This is a genomic window from Methylobacterium sp. WL1 (assembly GCF_008000895.1).
Lineage (GTDB): Bacteria > Pseudomonadota > Alphaproteobacteria > Rhizobiales > Beijerinckiaceae > Methylobacterium.
The window spans coordinates 5751882-5769658 of the sequence record NZ_CP042823.1 but is presented as its reverse complement, the minus strand read 5'-3'; the positions used below and the strand labels follow the sequence as shown (position 1 = coordinate 5769658).

General features: G+C 69.7%; 25 protein-coding genes. 10 read left to right on the top strand and 15 right to left on the bottom strand.

Going from position 1 to position 17777, the window contains the following annotated elements:
• Nucleotides 1–86 precede the first annotated feature (86 nt).
• The 4 genes from FVA80_RS28120 (at nucleotide 87) to FVA80_RS28105 (ending at nucleotide 4693) form a co-directional block, all read left to right on the top strand.
• Nucleotides 87–929 (top strand): type 1 glutamine amidotransferase, encoded by an 843-nt coding sequence (locus FVA80_RS28120; RefSeq protein WP_147907516.1) that lies wholly within the window; start codon nucleotides 87–89, stop codon nucleotides 927–929.
• A 103-nt stretch (nucleotides 930–1032) separates the two neighbouring features.
• Entirely contained in the window at nucleotides 1033–2562 is a 1530-nt protein-coding gene (gene crtI / locus FVA80_RS28115; RefSeq protein WP_147907517.1) for a phytoene desaturase family protein, read from the top strand.
• A gap of 242 nt (nucleotides 2563–2804) precedes the next feature.
• Entirely contained in the window at nucleotides 2805–3560 is a 756-nt protein-coding gene (locus FVA80_RS28110; RefSeq protein WP_147907518.1) for a lysophospholipid acyltransferase family protein, read from the top strand.
• A complete protein-coding gene (locus FVA80_RS28105) occupies nucleotides 3557–4693 on the top strand; it encodes a glycosyltransferase (RefSeq protein WP_147907519.1) in 1137 nt (378 codons plus the stop codon). Before FVA80_RS28110 ends, FVA80_RS28105 begins: the two co-directional genes overlap by 4 nt.
• Nucleotides 4694–4762: 69 nt before the next feature.
• Here FVA80_RS28105 and FVA80_RS28100 read toward each other — a convergent pair whose 3' ends face one another.
• From FVA80_RS28100 to cutA, 5 genes are all read right to left on the bottom strand, one after another.
• Nucleotides 4763–5371: a hypothetical protein gene (locus tag FVA80_RS28100; protein WP_147907520.1), complete on the bottom strand. Its 609-nt coding sequence runs from the start codon at nucleotides 5369–5371 to the stop codon at nucleotides 4763–4765.
• Between the two features lie 90 nt (nucleotides 5372–5461).
• The gene (locus tag FVA80_RS30805; protein ID WP_187193532.1) at nucleotides 5462–5800 is read right to left on the bottom strand and encodes a hypothetical protein; all 339 of its coding nucleotides are present in this window, start codon (nucleotides 5798–5800) and stop codon (nucleotides 5462–5464) included.
• 121 nt (nucleotides 5801–5921) lie between these two features.
• Entirely contained in the window at nucleotides 5922–6356 is a 435-nt protein-coding gene (locus FVA80_RS28090) for a DUF4440 domain-containing protein (protein WP_147907521.1), read from the bottom strand.
• A 32-nt stretch (nucleotides 6357–6388) separates the two neighbouring features.
• Entirely contained in the window at nucleotides 6389–6880 is a 492-nt protein-coding gene (locus FVA80_RS28085) for a lipocalin-like domain-containing protein (protein WP_147907522.1), read from the bottom strand.
• Between the two features lie 175 nt (nucleotides 6881–7055).
• Entirely contained in the window at nucleotides 7056–7388 is a 333-nt protein-coding gene (gene cutA / locus FVA80_RS28080) for a divalent-cation tolerance protein CutA (RefSeq protein ID WP_147907523.1), read from the bottom strand.
• Nucleotides 7389–7534: 146 nt separating this feature from the next.
• On the opposite strand from cutA, the gene FVA80_RS28075 reads away from it, so the two are divergent.
• Both FVA80_RS28075 and FVA80_RS28070 read left to right on the top strand, forming a co-directional pair.
• Entirely contained in the window at nucleotides 7535–8302 is a 768-nt protein-coding gene (locus FVA80_RS28075; RefSeq protein WP_147907524.1) for an NAD kinase, read from the top strand.
• The gene (locus FVA80_RS28070; RefSeq protein ID WP_147907525.1) at nucleotides 8299–8787 is read left to right on the top strand and encodes a GNAT family N-acetyltransferase; all 489 of its coding nucleotides are present in this window, start codon (nucleotides 8299–8301) and stop codon (nucleotides 8785–8787) included. Before FVA80_RS28075 ends, FVA80_RS28070 begins: the two co-directional genes overlap by 4 nt.
• 12 nt (nucleotides 8788–8799) lie before the next feature.
• On the opposite strand, the gene FVA80_RS28065 is transcribed toward FVA80_RS28070, so the two are convergent.
• The 6 genes from FVA80_RS28065 to FVA80_RS28040 form a co-directional block, all read right to left on the bottom strand.
• The gene (locus FVA80_RS28065; protein WP_147907526.1) at nucleotides 8800–9000 is read right to left on the bottom strand and encodes a hypothetical protein; all 201 of its coding nucleotides are present in this window, start codon (nucleotides 8998–9000) and stop codon (nucleotides 8800–8802) included.
• A gap of 133 nt (nucleotides 9001–9133) precedes the next feature.
• Nucleotides 9134–9502 carry a DUF6481 family protein gene (locus FVA80_RS28060; protein WP_147898657.1) on the bottom strand — a complete coding sequence of 123 codons (369 nt, stop codon included), beginning with the start codon at nucleotides 9500–9502 and terminating at the stop codon, nucleotides 9134–9136.
• Nucleotides 9503–9611: 109 nt separating this feature from the next.
• Nucleotides 9612–9821: a cold-shock protein gene (locus FVA80_RS28055; RefSeq protein WP_007568877.1), complete on the bottom strand. Its 210-nt coding sequence runs from the start codon at nucleotides 9819–9821 to the stop codon at nucleotides 9612–9614.
• A 346-nt stretch (nucleotides 9822–10167) separates the two neighbouring features.
• On the bottom strand, nucleotides 10168–11298 hold the full coding sequence (locus FVA80_RS28050) for a beta-ketoacyl-ACP synthase (protein WP_147907527.1): 1131 nt from the start codon (nucleotides 11296–11298) through the stop codon (nucleotides 10168–10170).
• Nucleotides 11295–11762, bottom strand: coding sequence for a 3-hydroxyacyl-ACP dehydratase FabZ family protein (locus tag FVA80_RS28045; protein ID WP_147907528.1), 468 nt, complete (start codon nucleotides 11760–11762; stop codon nucleotides 11295–11297). The genes FVA80_RS28050 and FVA80_RS28045 overlap by 4 nt, the downstream gene beginning before the upstream one ends.
• A gap of 21 nt (nucleotides 11763–11783) precedes the next feature.
• Nucleotides 11784–12092: an acyl carrier protein gene (locus FVA80_RS28040; protein WP_147856187.1), complete on the bottom strand. Its 309-nt coding sequence runs from the start codon at nucleotides 12090–12092 to the stop codon at nucleotides 11784–11786.
• A 301-nt stretch (nucleotides 12093–12393) separates the two neighbouring features.
• On the opposite strand from FVA80_RS28040, the gene FVA80_RS28035 reads away from it, so the two are divergent.
• Nucleotides 12394–13506: an AI-2E family transporter gene (locus FVA80_RS28035; RefSeq protein WP_147898653.1), complete on the top strand. Its 1113-nt coding sequence runs from the start codon at nucleotides 12394–12396 to the stop codon at nucleotides 13504–13506.
• Between the two features lie 58 nt (nucleotides 13507–13564).
• On the opposite strand, the gene FVA80_RS28030 is transcribed toward FVA80_RS28035, so the two are convergent.
• A complete protein-coding gene (locus tag FVA80_RS28030; RefSeq protein WP_246692175.1) occupies nucleotides 13565–14056 on the bottom strand; it encodes a thermonuclease family protein in 492 nt (163 codons plus the stop codon).
• Nucleotides 14057–14328: 272 nt separating this feature from the next.
• A complete protein-coding gene (locus tag FVA80_RS28025) occupies nucleotides 14329–15009 on the bottom strand; it encodes a L,D-transpeptidase (protein ID WP_147907530.1) in 681 nt (226 codons plus the stop codon).
• Between the two features lie 226 nt (nucleotides 15010–15235).
• On the opposite strand from FVA80_RS28025, the gene FVA80_RS28020 reads away from it, so the two are divergent.
• Nucleotides 15236–15679 (top strand): VOC family protein, encoded by a 444-nt coding sequence (locus tag FVA80_RS28020; protein WP_147907531.1) that lies wholly within the window; start codon nucleotides 15236–15238, stop codon nucleotides 15677–15679.
• A 2-nt stretch (nucleotides 15680–15681) separates the two neighbouring features.
• On the opposite strand, the gene FVA80_RS28015 is transcribed toward FVA80_RS28020, so the two are convergent.
• Entirely contained in the window at nucleotides 15682–16125 is a 444-nt protein-coding gene (locus FVA80_RS28015; protein ID WP_147855109.1) for a Crp/Fnr family transcriptional regulator, read from the bottom strand.
• Between the two features lie 79 nt (nucleotides 16126–16204).
• Here FVA80_RS28015 and FVA80_RS28010 point away from each other — a divergent pair, with 79 nt between their 5' ends.
• Entirely contained in the window at nucleotides 16205–17044 is an 840-nt protein-coding gene (locus FVA80_RS28010; RefSeq protein ID WP_187193531.1) for an electron transporter, read from the top strand.
• 11 nt (nucleotides 17045–17055) lie between these two features.
• Here the strand turns inward: FVA80_RS28010 and FVA80_RS28005 are convergent, their stop codons facing one another.
• On the bottom strand, nucleotides 17056–17262 hold the full coding sequence (locus FVA80_RS28005) for a hypothetical protein (RefSeq protein WP_147907532.1): 207 nt from the start codon (nucleotides 17260–17262) through the stop codon (nucleotides 17056–17058).
• Between the two features lie 250 nt (nucleotides 17263–17512).
• Between FVA80_RS28005 and FVA80_RS28000 the strand changes: the two genes are divergently transcribed.
• Nucleotides 17513–17701: a KGG domain-containing protein gene (locus tag FVA80_RS28000; RefSeq protein WP_147907533.1), complete on the top strand. Its 189-nt coding sequence runs from the start codon at nucleotides 17513–17515 to the stop codon at nucleotides 17699–17701.
• The last annotated feature ends 76 nt before the right edge of the window (nucleotides 17702–17777 follow it).

The following is a 17777-nucleotide window of genomic DNA, read 5'->3' as shown; positions in this document are numbered from 1 at the left end:
GATCCGCGCGGCGCCTGCGACCAGCCGTCCCCGGACAAGGCGTGGCCGTTCGGGCAGGGTCCGCACCCGTACAAAGTGAGAACGCCATGCTCCGCCTGCTCATCGCCGACGGCAACGATCGGGCCGCCCGCGAGCGGCATGTCGCGGCGACGGGCCGGACCTCGGCCGAGTCCTACGCCGTGGTGGTTCACGACTTCGCCCCCGAGACGGCGTGTCGATTTCTCAACCCGGCCGATGCTGACGCGGACCTGCCGCAGGACCTGTCGGACTTCGACGGGCTGATCTTCACCGGCTCGACCCTGAAGGTCTCTGAGGGCACGCCGGCGGTGACTCGCCAGCTCGATCTGATGCGGGCTGCCCTGGAGGCGGGGCTCGCGGTGTTCGGATCCTGCTGGGGCGTGCAGGTCGCCGCGACCGTGGCCGGCGGGCACGCGGCCGAGAATCCGCGTGGGCCGGAATACGGCTTCGCCCGGGCGATCACCCCAACCCAGGAAGGCCGGACCCACCCGCTGCTGGCCGGCCGTCCGGCGGTCTGGGACGCGCCCGCGATCCACTCGGACGCGGTGCTGGAGCCGCCCCCGGGTGCGCGGGTTCTGGCCGGCAACCGGGTGCTGGGCGTCCAGGCCATCGAGATCCGGCACGGGGCCGGCTGGTTCTGGGGCACGCAGTACCACCCCGAACTCGACCTCGAGGAGGTCGCCGCGATGCTGCGCCTCTGCGATACCGCGATCGTCGAGGCCGGCTTCGCCGCGGATCCGGACGCGGTGGCGGCCTATGCCGACGAAATCGCGGGCCTTCAGGGCGAGGATTTCGAGGCCGCGCGGCGCCTCGCCTGGCGCCACGGCCTCGGCCCGGAGGTGCTCGACGCACCCCTGCGCCGTCGCGAGATCGGTAACTTCCTGGCCCAGCTGTCCACAAACAAGGCCTGACCGGCCAGTACCGCGACCGGGTGGCGCGTTGACCCACGAGGTCTCGCGTCTAGCTTCGCAATGCGGGCAGCGCTCTGACGGGCCCGGGGAGCAACCTATCAGGATGAGTCAGGATTCGACGGTCGCCGTGATCGGCAGCGGGCTCGGCGGACTCGCGGCCGCGTGCGTGGCTGCGGCGCGTGGCCACCGCGTCACGGTCTACGACAAGAACGGCTGGCTCGGTGGCAAGGCGGCGGTGCTGCACGAAGGCGGCTTCCGCTTCGACATGGGCCCGACCATCCTGACGGTGCCACGGGTGCTGGAACGGATCTTCACCGAGGCCGGTCGCTCGGTCCACGATTACATGGACCTGCGCCGCCTCGACCCGCAATGGCGCTGCTTCTTCGACGACGGCTCCCGCATCGATCTGATGCAGGATATCGAGCGGATGGCCGGCGACATGGATCGCTTCGCCCCGGGCAGCGGCGACGGCTACAAGAAGTTTCTTTCCATTTCCGAACATCTCCACGGCGTGTCCGAAAAATTCTTCTTCTGGAAGCCGGTCGAGGATCTGTTCGACACGATCAACATCCGGGCCAACATGAACCCCGGCACCCTGCGCGACGTGCTGTCCCTGCGGATGCACGCCTCGGTCGCCTCGACGATCCGCGGCAAGGTCAAGGATGCGCGCCTCGCGCAGATGCTCGACCACTTCGTGCAATACGTCGGCTCCTCGCCCTACGGCGCCCCCGCGGTGCTCTGCGCCATCGCCCACATGCAGACGGCGGACGGGGTCTGGTACCCGATGGGCGGCACCCGCGCGGTGGCCGAGGGCCTGGCCAAGCTCGCGCAGGAGCTCGGGGCCACCTGCAAGACCGACACTGAGGTCACCGGGATCGAGACCGCCAACGGTGCTGTCCGCGGCATTCGCACCCAGGAGGGTGTCACGCCCTTCGACGCCGTGATCTCGAACATGGATTCGGTCCGCACCTACCGCGAGCTGGTGGGTGGCGCCGCCGGCAGGGCCTACGAGAAGAAGAACCCCGAGCCGGCCTGCTCGGGCGTGGTGCTCTATCTCGGCCTGAACAAGCGCTACGAGCACCTGAACCACCACGACTTCGTCTTCTCCCGCGACCCCGAGGAGGAGTTCGACTTCATCTACAACAAGGGCGAGCCGGCCCCGGACCCGACCGCCTACCTCGCAGCCCCCTCCTCCACCGACCCGAGCGTCGCGCCGGAAGGCGGCGAGGCCCTCTACGTCCTGGTGCACACGCCCTACCTGCGCCCGCACCACGATTGGCGTCCGGACGGCCCCCTGTTCCAGAACTACCGGCGGACCATCCTGGACAAGCTCAAGCGCACCGCCGGAATGCCCGACCTGGAGGAGCGCATCGTGGTCGAGCGCCACCTGACCCCGCAGGACATCCACGAGCGCTACCGGGTGCTCAACGGCGCGATCTACGGCCTGGCCTCGCACGGCCGGGTAATGGGGGCGTTCAAGCCTGGCAACCGCTCCCGACAGGTGCGCGGCCTCTACCTCGCCGGCGGCGCCGCCCATCCCGGCCCCGGCATGCCGATGGTGATGATGTCGGGCTGGATCGCCGCCGACGCGCATGACCAGGACGCGCGCGGAACGCTGCGCGCCTCGGCGTGAGTTCCAATCTTCCATCCCCTCCCCCCTCTGCGGGGGAGGGCGGCCCTCGCGTCAGCGAGGGTCGGGAGAGGGGCAGCGCGACGGTACGGGATGAGGCGATTGTCGCGACTTTTCCAGAAGCCTCGCTCCCCTCTCCCGACCCGCTTCGCGGGCCACCCTCCCCCGCAGAGGGGGGAGGGAAACAGCGGCGCCGTCCGCCATCCACGCCCTTGCATCCGGTCTCGCCCCTGGTCCGCCGCTTCATGGAAGCGTGGTTCGCGCGTTACCTGCACCGACACTTCGACGCGCTACGCCTGCCGCACTGGAGCCTGCCGCCGGACCAGGACCATCCTGGCCCGCTGGTGATCTATTCCAACCACCCTGCGTGGTGGGATGCGGCGGTGATCATCGTCTTGTCCGGCCGGCTCTACCCGGGTCGCGAGAACCGGGCGCCGTTCGACGCCGCCATGCTGGCGCGCTACCGGGTGTTCGAGCGGATCGGGGCCTTCGGGGTCGACCTCGACAGTCCCCGGGGCGCCGCACAGTTCCTGGCCGCCGCGCGGGCGATCCTGACGCGATCCGGCACGGCCCTCTGGATCACCGCGCAAGGGCGCTTCGTCGACACCCGCGTCCGGCCGCTCGGCCTGCGCCCGGGCGTGGCCCGGCTGGCCGAGATCGCCCCCGACGCGCTGTTCGTACCGCTCGCCCTCGAATACGCCTTCTGGGACGAGCGCGGAGCCGAGGCCTTCGCAGCCTTCGGGCCGGGGATCTCGGGCGCGGCGTTGGCGGCCCTGTCGCGGACGGATCGGCTCGCCCGCCTGGAGGCCGACCTGACCGCGACCCTCGACCGGCTCAGCAGCGACGTGATCAGCCGCGAGCCGGAACGCTTCCGGGCCCTGGTCGCGGGCCGCAAGGGCGTCGGCGGCGTCTACGATCTCTGGCGGCGCCTCGCCGCGCGGCTCGCCGGGCGCCGCTTCGATCCGGCCCACCGGGCCCGCGACGGTGAGCCCGGGCGATGATCGACCCGATCCTCACGGCGCTGGCCGTCGTCTGCCTGTTCACGGCTGCCCTACCGGCGGTCCTGACGGCGGTGAACCTGTTCGCCCTGCGCCGGCCCGCCCCGGTGGCCGACCGCGACCTGGTCTCGATCCTGATCCCGGCACGCAACGAGGCCGGCAACATCGCCGGGACTGTGCGGGCCGCCCTCGCCAGCATTGCCGTGCCCGTCGAGGTGATCGTCGGCGACGACCATTCCACGGACGGGACCGCCGAGATCGTGCGCGGCCTCGGCGATGCGCGCCTGCGCGTCGTCCCGGTGCCGCCGCTGCCTGAGGGCTGGACCGGCAAGAACCACGCCTGCGCCCATATCGCCGAGCTCGCCGACGGCCGCCACCTCCTGTTCATCGACGCGGATGTCCGCCTGGAGCCCGAGGCCGCCGCGTCGCTCGTCGCCCAGGCACGACGTGCCGGCGCCGCTCTGGTCAGCGGCGTTCCCCGGCAGCGCACAGAGACGCTCGGCGAGATGCTCACCGTGCCGATGATCGATTTCCTGCTCATCGGCTTCCTGCCGGTGCCGTTGATGCGCCGCCGCCCGGATCCCGCCCTGGGCGCGGCCTGCGGGCAGCTCATCCTGTTCGAGCGCGCAGCCTATGCGGCGATCGGCGGCCACGGCGCGATCCGCGGTTTCCTGCATGACGGCGTGCGCCTGCCCCGGCTCCTGCGCGCGGCCGGCTACCGCACCGACCTCGTGGCCGGCGCCGGGCTGGCGACCTGTCGGATGTATCGGGGCTTCGGGGAGGCCTGGGCCGGGTTCTCGAAGAACGCGCATGAGGGCATGGCCACGCCCCGGGCCCTGCCGGTCTGGACCCTACTCCTGGGCTGCGGCCAGATCCTGCCGCCGCTCTTGGTGCTGGCCGGGCTGCTCGAGCTGATCCCGCCGCTGGCCCTGACGGCGGCCGCCGCGGCCTGTGCGCTGTCGCTCGGAACCCGGGCGGCGATCACCCTGGCGGTGCGGGCACCGCTGGCGACGATCCCGCTGCACCCGGCGGCCGTGCTGGTGGCGCTGGCGATCCAGTGGAACGTGCTGCTGCGGGGCGGCCGGGCCGGCGCCGCCACCTGGAAGGGCCGCACCTACCCGGTCAGCGGCGCCTGAATGGCTTTGACGATCCGGCGGCGCGTGTCCGCCGGATCGCATCCATCGGCGGTCAGGTCAGCCCGACGATCACCGCGCGGTCGGCTGGCACGGCTCGACCGAGCGCTTCCCCTTCCGAGGCTTCAGCGACACGATCAGCTGGACGTTCGGCACGTCGCCGACCTGCCGGGTCAGGTGCCCGACATGACCCTCCGGTCCCTGGGGGGTGGATCCGGTATCGGCGTTGAACTCCACCTCACCGGGCCCCTGCTCCAGCACGGACCCGTCCGTCGCCTCCACCGACCAGCGCCCTGACAGGGTGATCACCCATTGCGGGCCGGGGGCGGTGTGCCAGGTGCCGACGTAGCCGACCGGCAGGATCGCGTACTTGACCGACGCAACCTCGCCCGGCGGGAAGCCGACATACTGAGGCGCGGCGGGCGGCGCGTAGCTCTTGAAGATGAAGTTCTTGAGGTCGCAATACTGGACGTGGCTCTGGCCCTTGGCGTCGGCGTAGAGGGTGCCGTAGCGGAGCGCCGGCGGATTGGCCGCCGTCAGCCCGGCCGGGCCCGACGGGGCCGCCTCGATGGTCATCAGCAGCTCGCTCGGCTTGCCGCCAGCCGCCAGCACGGCCGTCCCACCCGCACCGGAAGCCAGCAGCACCATCGCGATGCGGCCGGCGGTCTTGAATGCATTCATGGTCTCGACGTCCCGAGTTTGCGGCGCCGAAGACGACGCCACGCGCCCTATAGTCGCGGCCATCGGAGAGACCAAATCAAAGGGCCGGTACTATATGCGGAACGTCCAATTCAATCTCAAGATATCAGCTTGAATATGAAGTTTACCCTCAAGTGATTCGTGAGACATCTTGATTTTTTCGTGGAACGTCGAATTCAGATCCTGAGCCGCAACCCTGTCATCGGCGCATGGCATCGTCGGGCCGGGCTGCCTCTTGGCGGCCGACGCCGATCTGCGCGCGGGCTGCTGGCTGGAAGCGGAGAGCATCGTCGGCCCCGGCGCGGAGCTGAAATCCGCCTTCCTGTTCGCCGAGGCGGCCGCCGCACAGTTCAACGTCGTCGGCGACAGTATCCTGAGCGCGAACTTGAACCTGGAGGCCGGCGCGATCATCGCCAACCACCGCAACGAGGCGCCGGACCGGCCGATCGCGCTCCGGCTGGCTGGCGTGTCGAGACTGGAACGCCGTGGTGCCGCGCCTCGGTTTGGCCGACCAGGGTGGTTGAGGCGCCGCTCAGTTCCAAGTGTGCAGCACCGTCCGCCAACCATCCTTCTGCCGTTCGAGGACGTTCACCCAGTTACCCTCGAACTTCTTCTTGGGGCCGCCTTCCACCGGACCGGTCATCTCCCAGCGTCCTGAAACAATGAGCAGGTTGTCCTTCGCGACCGCGTTCTTCACCGTCGTCTTGTGGTCGTCCCAGCCCTTCGCCTTCAGGCCGGAGAAGAATTTCTGGATGCCGTCGCGGGTCTGGGTCGCGCCCTTCGTCACCACGAGCGCGTCGGGCGCGTAGAGCTTGCCCAGCGTCTCCATGTCGTCGCGGTTGTAGGCCTCGTCCCACTTGGTCGCCGCGCTCTGGGCATCGGCCTCCAACGCTTCCGCCAGGCACAAGCCGGGCAGGATCGCGGCGGCAGCGAAAACCAGGACCGGCAGAACGTAATTGCGGGGCATGATGTCCTCCCAAGACTGCTGCGAACAGGAAATCAGGGAACTTTCTCCCAAACCAGCGTGATGATGCTCAGCCTCCCGTCGACGTTGAACTTGAACGGCGTGGTTGTGTAGACGAGTTGCCGCCCCCGTTGCTCGACCTGCCGAACCTGCGAGGTCCCCGTCCAGGCCTCGTTCCACGACGTATCAATGCTATGGGTGACGCGGTCGGCCTCGAAACGGTACGTCCCCGCATAGGCGAAGAACGTCCTGTGCAGGTGGACCCGATCCGCATCGGACATCGCCTCGTTGGCGGCGGGCCTGTTGCGCCCTTCGAAGGCGCAGACCACCATCATCCGTCCATCGCGGCCGTAGGTGATCCAGCCATTCGGCTTCGGGCCGCCATAGGCGTCCACGACTTCTCCGGTCTCGACGATCTTGCGCGTGGCGGTGACGAGCCGCCAGGTTCCGACCACCTCGTCGGCCTCCAGGGCATGCGCGTCCGGCAGGCCGACGCCGATCGCTAGGATTGCAAACAATCCCCTCATCGCGAATCACCGCAAGTCGTGGAGGCGCATACGCCGCACGCCTCCCTTCAAATGCAGCATTGAAAGATTAGGAAGTCAATTCTTCCTGCGCAAATATTGCAGACACCGAGCACCAGCATTCAGCGAATGTCTGGATACTTCGCCGTGAGACCCGGTGCGGGTGCGGCGGCCCAGCTTACTCTGTGCCTCCGGCTCCGGTCTCGGACAGGATCCAGGCGGCGGTGTCGGCATCGGCGCCCGCGATCGGCCAATGCAGGATGATCGGCGTCTCGTAGGGATGACGCGCCTTCAGGGCGGCCGACAGGACATCGGCCAGGCCCTCACGGCTCTTGAGGATCGCCGCGACCTCCTCACCTCGTTCCACCGCGCCCTTCCAGCTGTAGACCGACAACATCCCAGGCAGGACGTTGATGCAGGCGATGAGGCGCTCGCGGACCAGGGCCTCGCCGATATTCAGCGCGGAGGCGGCGTCGGGAAAGGTGGTGTAGACGAGGAGCGGACGCTCCATGCTATGCCTCCAGGATCGCGCATGTGCCCGAGGAGTCAGACGCATGCGGGGCACCGACGTCAACCGGGCGGTTCGCTCATCAGACTGGAGCCGTGACGTGACCCCCGACGCGACCCCGACGCGCCTGCCCGGCATCGCCTGACGCCATGCCGACATCCAAGAAGATCGCTTTCGTCGCGAGCCCCACCGGGTATGCCCGCGAGGCCGCCGCCGCCCTGATGCGGCGCTACGATCACGTCTCTCCCGAGGAGGCGGATGTCGTGGTCGCGCTCGGCGGCGACGGGCTCATGCTGCAGGTGCTGCACCGTTTCATGGATCGGCCGAAACCGATCTACGGGATGAACCGCGGGACGGTCGGCTTCCTGATGAACGAGTTCCGGGATGACGATCTCCTGGAGCACCTGGAAGCCGCCCAGCGCAGCGTGATCCACCCGCTGGTGATGGACGTGACCGACACGGAGGGCCGCAGCCACCGGGCCCGGGCGATCAACGAGGTCTATCTGCTGCGCCAGACGCACCAGACGGCCAAGCTGAAGATCGCCGTGGACGGGCATGTGCGGCTGGACCTGCTGATCGCCGACGGCGTGCTGGTCGCAACGGCGGCCGGCTCGACCGCCTACAATCTCTCGGTCGGCGGCCCGATCCTGCCGCTCGACGCCAAGCTCCTGGCGCTGACCCCGATCTCGGCGTTCCGCCCCCGGCGCTGGCGCGGCGCCCTGCTGCCGGATTACGCGAAGATCCGGATCGACGTTCTCGACGCCCCACACCGCCCGGTGGCCGCAGTCGCCGACCACACCGAGTTCCGGCGGGTCTGCACGGTAGAGACCTCGCTGGACCGCGCCACAGAGCTCGTGCTGCTGCACGATCCCGGGCACAGCCTCGACGAGCGCATCCTGCGCGAGCAGTTCGGTTGAGCCCGGAGATCAGACCGGCGCGCGCCTCGAACCACGGGGCGATCGCCCGGATCATCGTGCCGACCGTACGGGCGGGTGAGACCTACGCGCTCGATCCTCGGCTCGGCGAGGTCGAGGCCGTCGCCTATTGGACCGGCGCGGATCGCGAAACTTTCGTCGCCGAACGGGACGGGGCGGTGCGCGGCACCTATTACCTGCGCGCCAATCAGGCGGGCGGCGGGGCCCATGTCGCCAATTGCGGCTTCATGACCGACCCGGCTGCAGCCGGTCTCGGCATCGGCAGGGCGATGGGCCTGCACGCCCTCGATCGGGCGCGCGAGCGCGGTTTCGCGGCAATGCAATTCAACTTCGTGATTTCGACGAACCTGCGGGCCGTTGCACTGTGGCAGAGCCTCGGGTTCGACATCGTCGGCCGACTTCCGGACGCATTCCGGCATCCGGGTCTCGGCTTGGTCGACGCACTGGTGATGTATCGCAAGCTTTGAACGACGAGCCGATCAGAGACGCGAGACAGCCACCAGCTCGCTCTCGCGAATCGCCCGCTCGCCAGCTTCCGTACGGATCCGGTAGGAACGCTCGCCGGTCTGATCCTCGGGCATGAGACGAAGGATCTCGAACACCTCGCCGCCGCCCTTGTCGCCCGGTAGCCCGAGCTGCACCCGGCAGACGCGCTGGCCGATCTTGAATTTGTGGGTCATGCCAAGCTCCTGAGGCGGGGTCTCGAACGGGGCGCTCGAGGGTGGCCGACCGCATCGCGATCGGACCGGTCCCCAATGTCTTGATGCTGACGCGCCCGCGTGCCGGATCGGCAGCTGCTTCGGCGTTGAGACCTTACCGCTTCTTGGCCGCCTTGGCCTTGCGGGCAAGGTAGCGTGCATCGCGCTGGAGCTTCTGCTCGGCCTGGAGGGCCTTGGCACGCTCCTGGGCGGCGAGCTGCTCGGCAGCCTTGCGCTCGGCCTCGGCCTGACGCTCGGCCTCGGCCTGGGCGGCGGCACGCGCGAGGTCTGCCTCGCGCTGGGCGGCGCGCTCGGACGCGCGGGCCTCGCGGGCATCAACCACGGCGCGGCGCGCGGACTGGCGGGCGAGGACGGCCGGATCATCGGCAGTCGGGCGAGCCCGGAACCGGGCCAGCATCTCGGACCGCGCCTTGGCAGCGGCCTCCAGTCGATCGACGACGCCTTGCTTGTTCGGAAAGCTCACAGACACTCCTGAGTTGGGCGCGGCGGGCCGCCGTCACCCCGGGATCGAATGCAGATACGAAGAAGCCGCTCCCTCGGGAGCGGCTTCAACACGGGCCGTCTAGCGGCGATCAGACCGTCTGAAGCTGGCCGGCCGACTCCTTGCCGCTGCGGCGGTCGGTTTCCAGCTCGTAAGAGACCTTCTGGCCCTCGTTCAGGCCACGCAGGCCGGCGCGCTCGACAGCCGAGACGTGAACGAACACGTCCTTGCCGCCGTCATCCGGCTGGATGAAGCCGTAGCCCTTGGTCTCGTTGAACCACTTGACGGTTCCGGTGCTCATGGAATTCCTCGATCTTCGCAGGCGTAGTGAGAAATGGCATCCGCTCGTAAAAGCAAATGCCGGTATCGACCGATAGCGATAGGAAAGTCAGAACCGCCCTGCGAAGGCGTAACGGTCCAAGATATCCGGACACGTGCCGATGCGGCTGAGATAGCCCCTCACCCGCGCATTGGCAAGTCCGCCGAACTATTTCGGCGCGGATCAGGATCGACGAGGCTGGCTTCGTTTCGACCGGCAGTGAACCGAGAGACGGCTGGAAGATGCACGCCTCCAGGCAGATGGCGGCCGCTGTCGAAGGGCCGCGTGGCCCGGCGTCCAGGCACTTCGGACCGTTTCTGCAGGCTGATCAGGCCGTCTGCAGGCGCAGGACCCCTTCGCCACGGCGATGGCCCACCGTCGTTACCGCCACCTCGCGGGCCGACCCTGCCGCGACGAGACCCGCCGCGAGAGCCGCCCCGAGCGGGGCGACGACCTCGAGACCGTGCCCGATCACGTCGCCGAGCGCCCGGATATCGGCACCCGGCACGAGCCGCGTGAGCGCGTCCCGCTCCTCCTCGGTGATCACGGTGACGCCCGAGGCTCCGGACAGGACGCGGTCCGGGGCCGAGAGGCCGGCCTGCAGCCAGAGCGCTTCGAGGCTGGCGGCGACGCTGCCGGGGACGCGCCGCGTGCGGTCGCTCGCGACACGGTCCAGCCGGGCGAGCGCCCGAGCCCCGCGAGCAGCCGCGTGTGCTTCCGATTCCAGCATCAGGAAGGCTGCGCAGCTCCCCAGGATGAAGCCGGGCGCCGCCGCAGCCCGCTCGAAAACCGGACGGTACGGTGCGCGGGTGAGGTAGCCGCCCATCTCGTGGACCACGAGCACGTCCGGCCGTTCCGCGCTGTAGGAGCCGCCGACCAGGATCGCGTCGATCTGCCCCGAAGCGATTCGCGCCTGCGCAATCCGCAGCGCATCCACGCCGGCCGCCTCCTCCCCCATGAAGGTCCGCGAGGCCCCCGTGACCCCGTGCACGATGGCGATGTTGCCGGCGAGCAGGTTCGAGAGCTGGGCGAGGAACAGCGTCGGCCGCAGGTCGTTCTGCAGCCGCTCATTGAGATAGGCGCCCGGATCGGCGGCATCGCGCAGACCCGTCAGGATCGCGCCATCGACGGCGTAGTCGCGCTCGCCCCCGCCCGCCGCGACGACGAGATGGAGCGCCTGCTTGAGGGCGGCATCGTTCTTCACGCCCGCGGAATCCAGGGCCAGGCCGGCGGCGTAGACACCCAGACGCTGCCACGCCTCCATCTGCCGCTGGTCGCTGCGCTTTGGGATCTGCTGGTCCCAGGTGATCGGCGGTGCCGGATGTACACAATAGGGGGCGAACGTCTCGGTGTCGGTCCGGGGCGCCGCGCCGGCATCGAGGGCCGCGAGATGCGCGTCGATCCCTTCGCCCGCGCAGGAGACGAGGCCGAGGCCGGTGACGACGACCGGACGGCTCATGGCTGCGCCGGGTCCGCGAACAGGCCGATTGCCTGGGCCCGCGCGCGCATCGGCACGTCGAGCCCATCCGGGAACGGCATGGTGCGGAAGCGCAGTTCGGCGTCGCACAGCGCCGTCCCGGCATGGCTGATCGCCGCCTTCGTCACGGCGTAGCCCGAGCCGTCATGCTCCAGCGTCGCGGTCACGATCAGGTCCGCGCCAGGCCCGACGAAGGACCGGAACCGGGCCTTGTCCACGCCGGTGAGGAACGGCATCCGGGTGAAATCGAGATGGGCGAGCACGAGGTAGCCGGAGGCCTGCGCCATGGTCTCGGTCAGCAGCACCCCGGGGACCAGCGGATGGCCGGGGAAGTGTCCCTCGAAGACAGGGCTTTCCATCGGAACCCGAGCCAGCGCCTCGATCCGGCCAGCGGCCCGATCGAGGTGCCGGACGGAATCGATCATCTCGAAATATTCGAGGCGCATGGGGCGTCGGGCTCTGGCGCGTCAGACCTTGGCGGCCTTCTCGGCCACCAGGCCGTCGATGCGCGCGCACAGGTTCTTGAGGACGAAATACTGCTCGGCCGGGACCTTGCCCTCGTTGACTTCCTGGGTCCAGCGCTCGAGCGGCAGCTTGATCCCGAAAGCCTTGTCCACCGCGAAGGCGATGTCGAGGAACGCCAGGCTGTCGATGCCGAGGTCGTCGATGGCGTGGCTCTCCGGGGTGATCCTGTCCCGGGGGATGTCGGCGGTCTCGGCTATGATGTCGGCCACGCGCTGGAAGGTGGCGCTGCCGTGGGCGGGCTCGTCGGACATGTCTTCTCGCGGGCTGTTCGGTTTCCGGATCGGTCGGGCGGGGAGCCCCCCTCGACGCCGGGCGACCCGGCGCTCACGCCCCGAGCGGCCACCAATACGCGTACGGGGCCCGCTACGGGCCCGTCGGACGGCCGCGACCTCTACACGAGGGGGTCAGGGGCGGCAACCGCGGCGGTTCCCGGTGCGTTGCAGCGCTGGTTCGGGGTCGTGCACCGGATCGTGTGCGCGGACGCCCCCTGCGCCGCGACGAATTCGGCCTATGTGCGCGGCATCGGTTGCGCGGCGTCAGGAGACGAGACGGATGTTACCCACGGTCCAGCCCGTCACGGCTCCGGCCCATCCCGGCCCCCCACCGCCGCCGGAGCGGGCGCGCTCCCAGGGCGCGGCCCGGGTCGTGCTGGTGCTGGCGCTCTCGGCGCTCGGGCTCTGGATCCTGCACGGGTTCCTGCCGGCGCTGGCCTGGGCGGTGGTGCTGGCGATCGCGCTATGGCCGCTCTACGCCCGCCTGGAGCGCCGCTTCCCACCGGGCCGGCACAATCTGCTGCTGCCGACCCTGATGACCACCGCGGTGGCCCTGGTGTTCCTCGCGCCCCTGGCGATCCTGGGGGTTCAGGCGGCACGCGAGGCCCACGACGTCGCCGAGTTCGTGCGCAACGCCGAGGCGAGCGGCATCCCGGCCCCCGAATTCCTGCAGCACCTGCCCTACGGCGCCGCACAGGCGACCGCGTGGTGGAACGACAATCTCGGGCACGCCCAGGCGGGATCCGACCTGCTGCACCGGTTCGACAACCACTCGGTGGTCGGCGCCTCACGGAACTTCGGACGCGAGGTGGTGCACCGGATCGTGCTGTTCGGTTTCAGCCTGGTCGCCTTGTTCTTCCTGTTCCGCGACTGGCGCACGATCACCGAGCAGGCCCGCTCCGCCTGCGACCGGCTGTTCGGCCCCCGGGGCGAGCGCGTCGCCCGGCAGATGGTGGCTTCGGTGCACGGGACCGTCGACGGCCTCGTTCTGGTCGGACTCGGCGAGGGCTTCATCCTCGGGGTGGTCTACTACTTCGCCGGGGTACCGCATCCGGTGCTGCTCGGGGCCTTCACGGCGGTGGCCGCCATGATCCCGTTCGGCGCGGCGCTCGCAATCGCGATCGCGGCGCTCCTCTTGGTGGCGGCGGGTTCGATGAAGGCCGCGGTCGTCGTGGCCGTGGCCGGATTCGTGGTCACGTTCGCGGCCGACCACTTCGTTCGGCCGGCGCTGATCGGGGGCACCACGAAGCTGCCGTTCCTGTGGGTGCTGCTCGGGATCCTGGGTGGCGTCGAGACTTTCGGGCTGCTCGGCCTGTTCGTCGGCCCGGCCGTCATGGCGGCGCTGGTCCTGCTCTGGCGGGAATTCACCGAGGGCCACGACAAGACGGCGTGATCGCGTCTACGGCGTCGCCGTGTCTCGAAGGCGTGCGGGCGCCGTTCGGGACGATGCCCTAATCAGCCGCGCTCGCACCGGCCGAGGCTTCCATGCGACGCCGGTCCTGGCGCCAATCGGCGGGCTTCTCGAAGGTCCCGGCCCAGAGGCCGCGCCGCGTCGCCCAGGCGTGGCCCTCCTGCGGGGTGTAGGCCACCGTGACCTGGCGGCTGGCCAAGGCATGGCCCTGGGCGACCATCCAGGCCGAGAGGTCCTCGCCATGCGCGCGGCAGACGCCCGCAATGCCGCTGACGGGCGTACCGTCGCGGCGCTCGCAGGTGACGACGCCGCTGCCGATATGGGCGGTCAGCGCCAGGGCGGCGTCGCGACCGCAGCGGTATTCCCGGCCGGTGACGGTCTGGCAGCTCTGCGCCGTCTCCGGCGCGTCGATCCCGTAGAGGTTGATGCGGGTGCCGTGCACCTCGATCGTGTCGCCGTCGATCACCGTCGCCGGTCCGCTGATCGTTCCGGCCGCGGCGGCGGGGGAACAGAGGAGCAAGAGGGCGAGCATCGATCTTGTCATTGGAAAGCTGTCCACGAACGACCGGCAAGGATTTCTCGAAGGGCCCGGAATCGCCGGCCATTGTGGCGCTTTTGCCGGCTCAGCCATGCGCTTTGGGAAGACCCGGGCGTCCCGCGGAGCGCGCTCGACCGACCGTTACGCGAAGAGATTGCGAAAGCGTTGCCCCTCAGCTTCCACATTTCACGCGCAGGGACGGGCATCGAGCCGGCGATCCACCGACATCCGCGACGGTATGGGACCGGAATCCGGCGAACCGAACGTCAAGTCCGGTACTTGCCGCTCCGCTTGACCAGGACCCGGGTGCCGACCGGGACGCGCTCGTAGAGGTCGGCGATGTCCTCGTTGAGCATCCGGACGCAGCCCGACGACATCTGCTCGCCGATGCTCCAGGGCTCGTTGGTTCCGTGGATCCGGAACAGGATGTCGCGGTTGCCCTGGTAGAGGTACAGGGCCCGGGCGCCCAGCGGGTTGTCGACGCCGCCCTTGCGGGTGCGGGGCAGGTCGGGGTTGAGCGAGACCATCGTGACGGTCGGGCTCCAATCCGGCCAGACGCCCTTGCGGCCGACGCGCGCCTCACCCTTCCAGGAGAAGCCGGCCTTGCCGACGCCGACGCCGTACTGCATCGCGGTGCCGTCGGCCTGGACCAGGAGGAGCTGGCGCTGGTCGATGTCGACCAGGATCGTGCCGGGCTTCTCCGGACCGTTGTAGCTCACCTGCTGGCGGCGGTACTTCGGATCGAGGCGGGCGGTGTCGACCAGCGGGATGTCGAACGGCTTGTCGGCCTTCGTCCCGATGTACCAGGCCGATTCATCGTCCTGTGCGAGCTGGGACGGGCGGGTCTGGCAGGCGGCCAGCGGCGCGATCGCCACCACGGCGAGCAGAATTCGCGAGAGCAGGAGCCGGCGAATTCGGCTCCAGGCCGACAGGTGGGATGCGATCATGGGTCCTGACATGCGGGATACGGTCCAGGGCGCTATGCCTACCGTCTCCCCGTCTGCGACGATGTAGCTTTTGCGCCGCACGGACGCGCGAGCGCCCACTGCCACGGCCATGGTTGCGCCCTAATTCGGCGCGGAAGATCGCGGACCGGTACGGCCTTCAAACGGTCGCTGCCGGTTCCTGGGCGACGACGGCGCCCCCGAGATCCGGCATCCGCGGAGGCACGACATGGCCGAGACCGAGACGCTTGCGACCGACGCGGCGGTCGTCCCCGGGGACCTTCTGCGCCCGGCCATCCACCTCGACCATTGCGTGATCCACGTCACCGACTGGTCGCGGTCCAACGCCTTCTACCGCGACGTGGTCGGCGCCGAGGTGATCGAGCGCGGGAGCGGCTTCGCCTACCGGTTCGGCGGCGTGCAGCTCAATTGCCACGGGCCGGGCGTGAAGGCGGAGCCGGTGGCGGCGCAACCCGTGCTCCCGGGGAACAGCGATCTGTGCTTCCGCTGGTCGGGCACGATCGAGGCCGCGATGGCGCATCTCGAGGCGGCCGGCGTGCCGGTGGAGCTGGGCCCGGTCGAGCGTCACGGCGCGGCAGGCCTCGGCCTCAGCGTCTACTTCCGCGACCCGGACGGCTCGCTCCTGGAATTCATCACCTATCCGACCGCGTGAGGTCAGCCCCGACTCTCAGCGAGCGCCTGGTTGGTCTGCTCCAGCCGCAGCGCCAGCACCCGCATCAGCGCAATGCTGATCTGGGGAAACTGCGCCAGCAGCTCCAGGAACACGCCGCGGTCGATCCGCAACGCCGTCACCGCCGTCTCCGCCGTCACCGTGGCGGAGCGGGGCTGGTCGGCCAGGATGCCCATCTCGCCGACCAGGGCGTCCTGCCCGAGCAGCGCCAGCCGGACCGGGCCGGCCGGCCCGTCGATGCTCACCTCGGCGCTGCCCATGAGGATCACGTAGGCGGCGTCGGCCACGTCGCCCCGAGCGAAGAAGCGTTGGCCCGGCTCGAAATGCACGCGCTCGCTGGTGAAGGCCAGAAGCTTCAGGCGGGCCGGCTCCACCTCGCGGAACAGCGGCACCTGCCGCAGGGAGGAAACCTCGGTGTCGAGGGTCATGCACTGGCTCCGCGACGGGTGTCACGCCCTCGCGGGCATGGGTGGTACTGAGAGGGCCGGACCGGCCGACGACATATCCATGCGGTTCATCAAGCCCTTGTCCAGTCCCAGGCCCGACGCAATCCGCACGGTTCAGTACCTGATCGTCAGCCTACTGACGATTGCATGCGCTGGCCTGGCGAATCCCGGGACCGCCCAGGCGCGCCTGGTTCAGGCGGACCTCGCCCGGGTGGCGGCTGCCCCTGCGCCCGGCGCCCAGGCGCCGCTCTCCGTACCGGTGACGGACGCGCGGACCGGGCGCACCACAACGCTGGGAGAGGCGCTGGGCGGGCGCGCCACCCTCCTGTTGCCGGTGGATTACACCTGCGGGAACGTCTGCGACCCGATGGTGTCGATGGCTGCAGATGCGTTGGTGGCGACCGGCCTCCCCACGGACCAGTACGCGTGGGTGCTCGTCGGGATCGATCCCCGCGACGACGCCGCGGCCGCGCGTCGCATGCTGGACGAGACGCTCGGACCGCGTGGGGCCGGCGTCACGCCCTTGCTCGTCACCGATGCCGCCCTCGCCCGGCTGACCGGAGCACTGGGTTACACGGCCGTCTACGATCCCGGGACCGACAGCTTCGCCCATCCCGCCGCCGCGATGCTGCTGACCGGCGACGGCCGGGTGGCGCGGGTGCTCTCGCCCCTGGCGCTGACCGGCCGGGACCTCCGGCTCGCCCTGACGGAGGCCGGCGAGGGGCGGGTCGGCGGCCTGGCCGACCGTCTGGCGCTGCTGTGCTACGGCTACGATGCCGCACGCGGCCTCTACACGCCGCTGGTCCAGCGCATCCTGACCGTGGCCGGCCTTGCCACGATCTTGGGGATCGGCCTGCTGGTGTTCGGCCTGTCTCGCAGGACGCGGGCGGGGCCCGGCTGACGGGCGGCGCCTCAGCGCTTCGTCGAAAGCCCCTGCTCGCCCGGTGCCGGCGCCTCACGCTTCAGGCTGGCGTTGAGGTGCGGCGAATCGATCGGCTCCTCGCGGGTGGTCGGCGTCGGCGAATCCTCAGGGGCCGGCATCGGCGGGAGCGGCGGCGTATTCGGCTTCACGGCCGGCTCGGATCCGGCCGCGTCCTTGACCATGTTGCGGTTCGTCACTGGCGGAAACCTCTCTTCATGAGCCTGCATCGCGGGATCCGGGCGCGGCCGCGCGAGAGTAGGCCGGCCTTGGGCCGGTCGGCAGCGGGCGCCTGCGGAGAAACGCGCAGATCAACCGGGGACCAACGCCGCACTCAGCCCGCGGTTGCCGCCAAGCTTAGCTTTGCCAAACTTGACCACGTCTCATGACAGGAACCTTGGTTATTGCTGAAGGTTGTTGCGGGGTGAAGCGAAGCCTGAGGAGGAACTGATGGCATCCGGAAATTCAACCTCGAAGCGGGGCTTTGCCTCGATGGACCTGTCGCGGCAGCGCGAGATCGCCAGCAAGGGCGGACGCAGCGTGCCGGCCGAGAAGCGCTCCTTCTCGCAGGACCGCGAACTGGCCTCGACGGCCGGTCGCAAGGGTGGGCAGTCCACGGGGACCGGCCGCGCCGAGTGACGCACCGGACCGAACGAGTCGCGTAACGGCGCCGTGTCCCCTGGACCGGCGCCGTCTTTTTTTGACCGACCGGCTC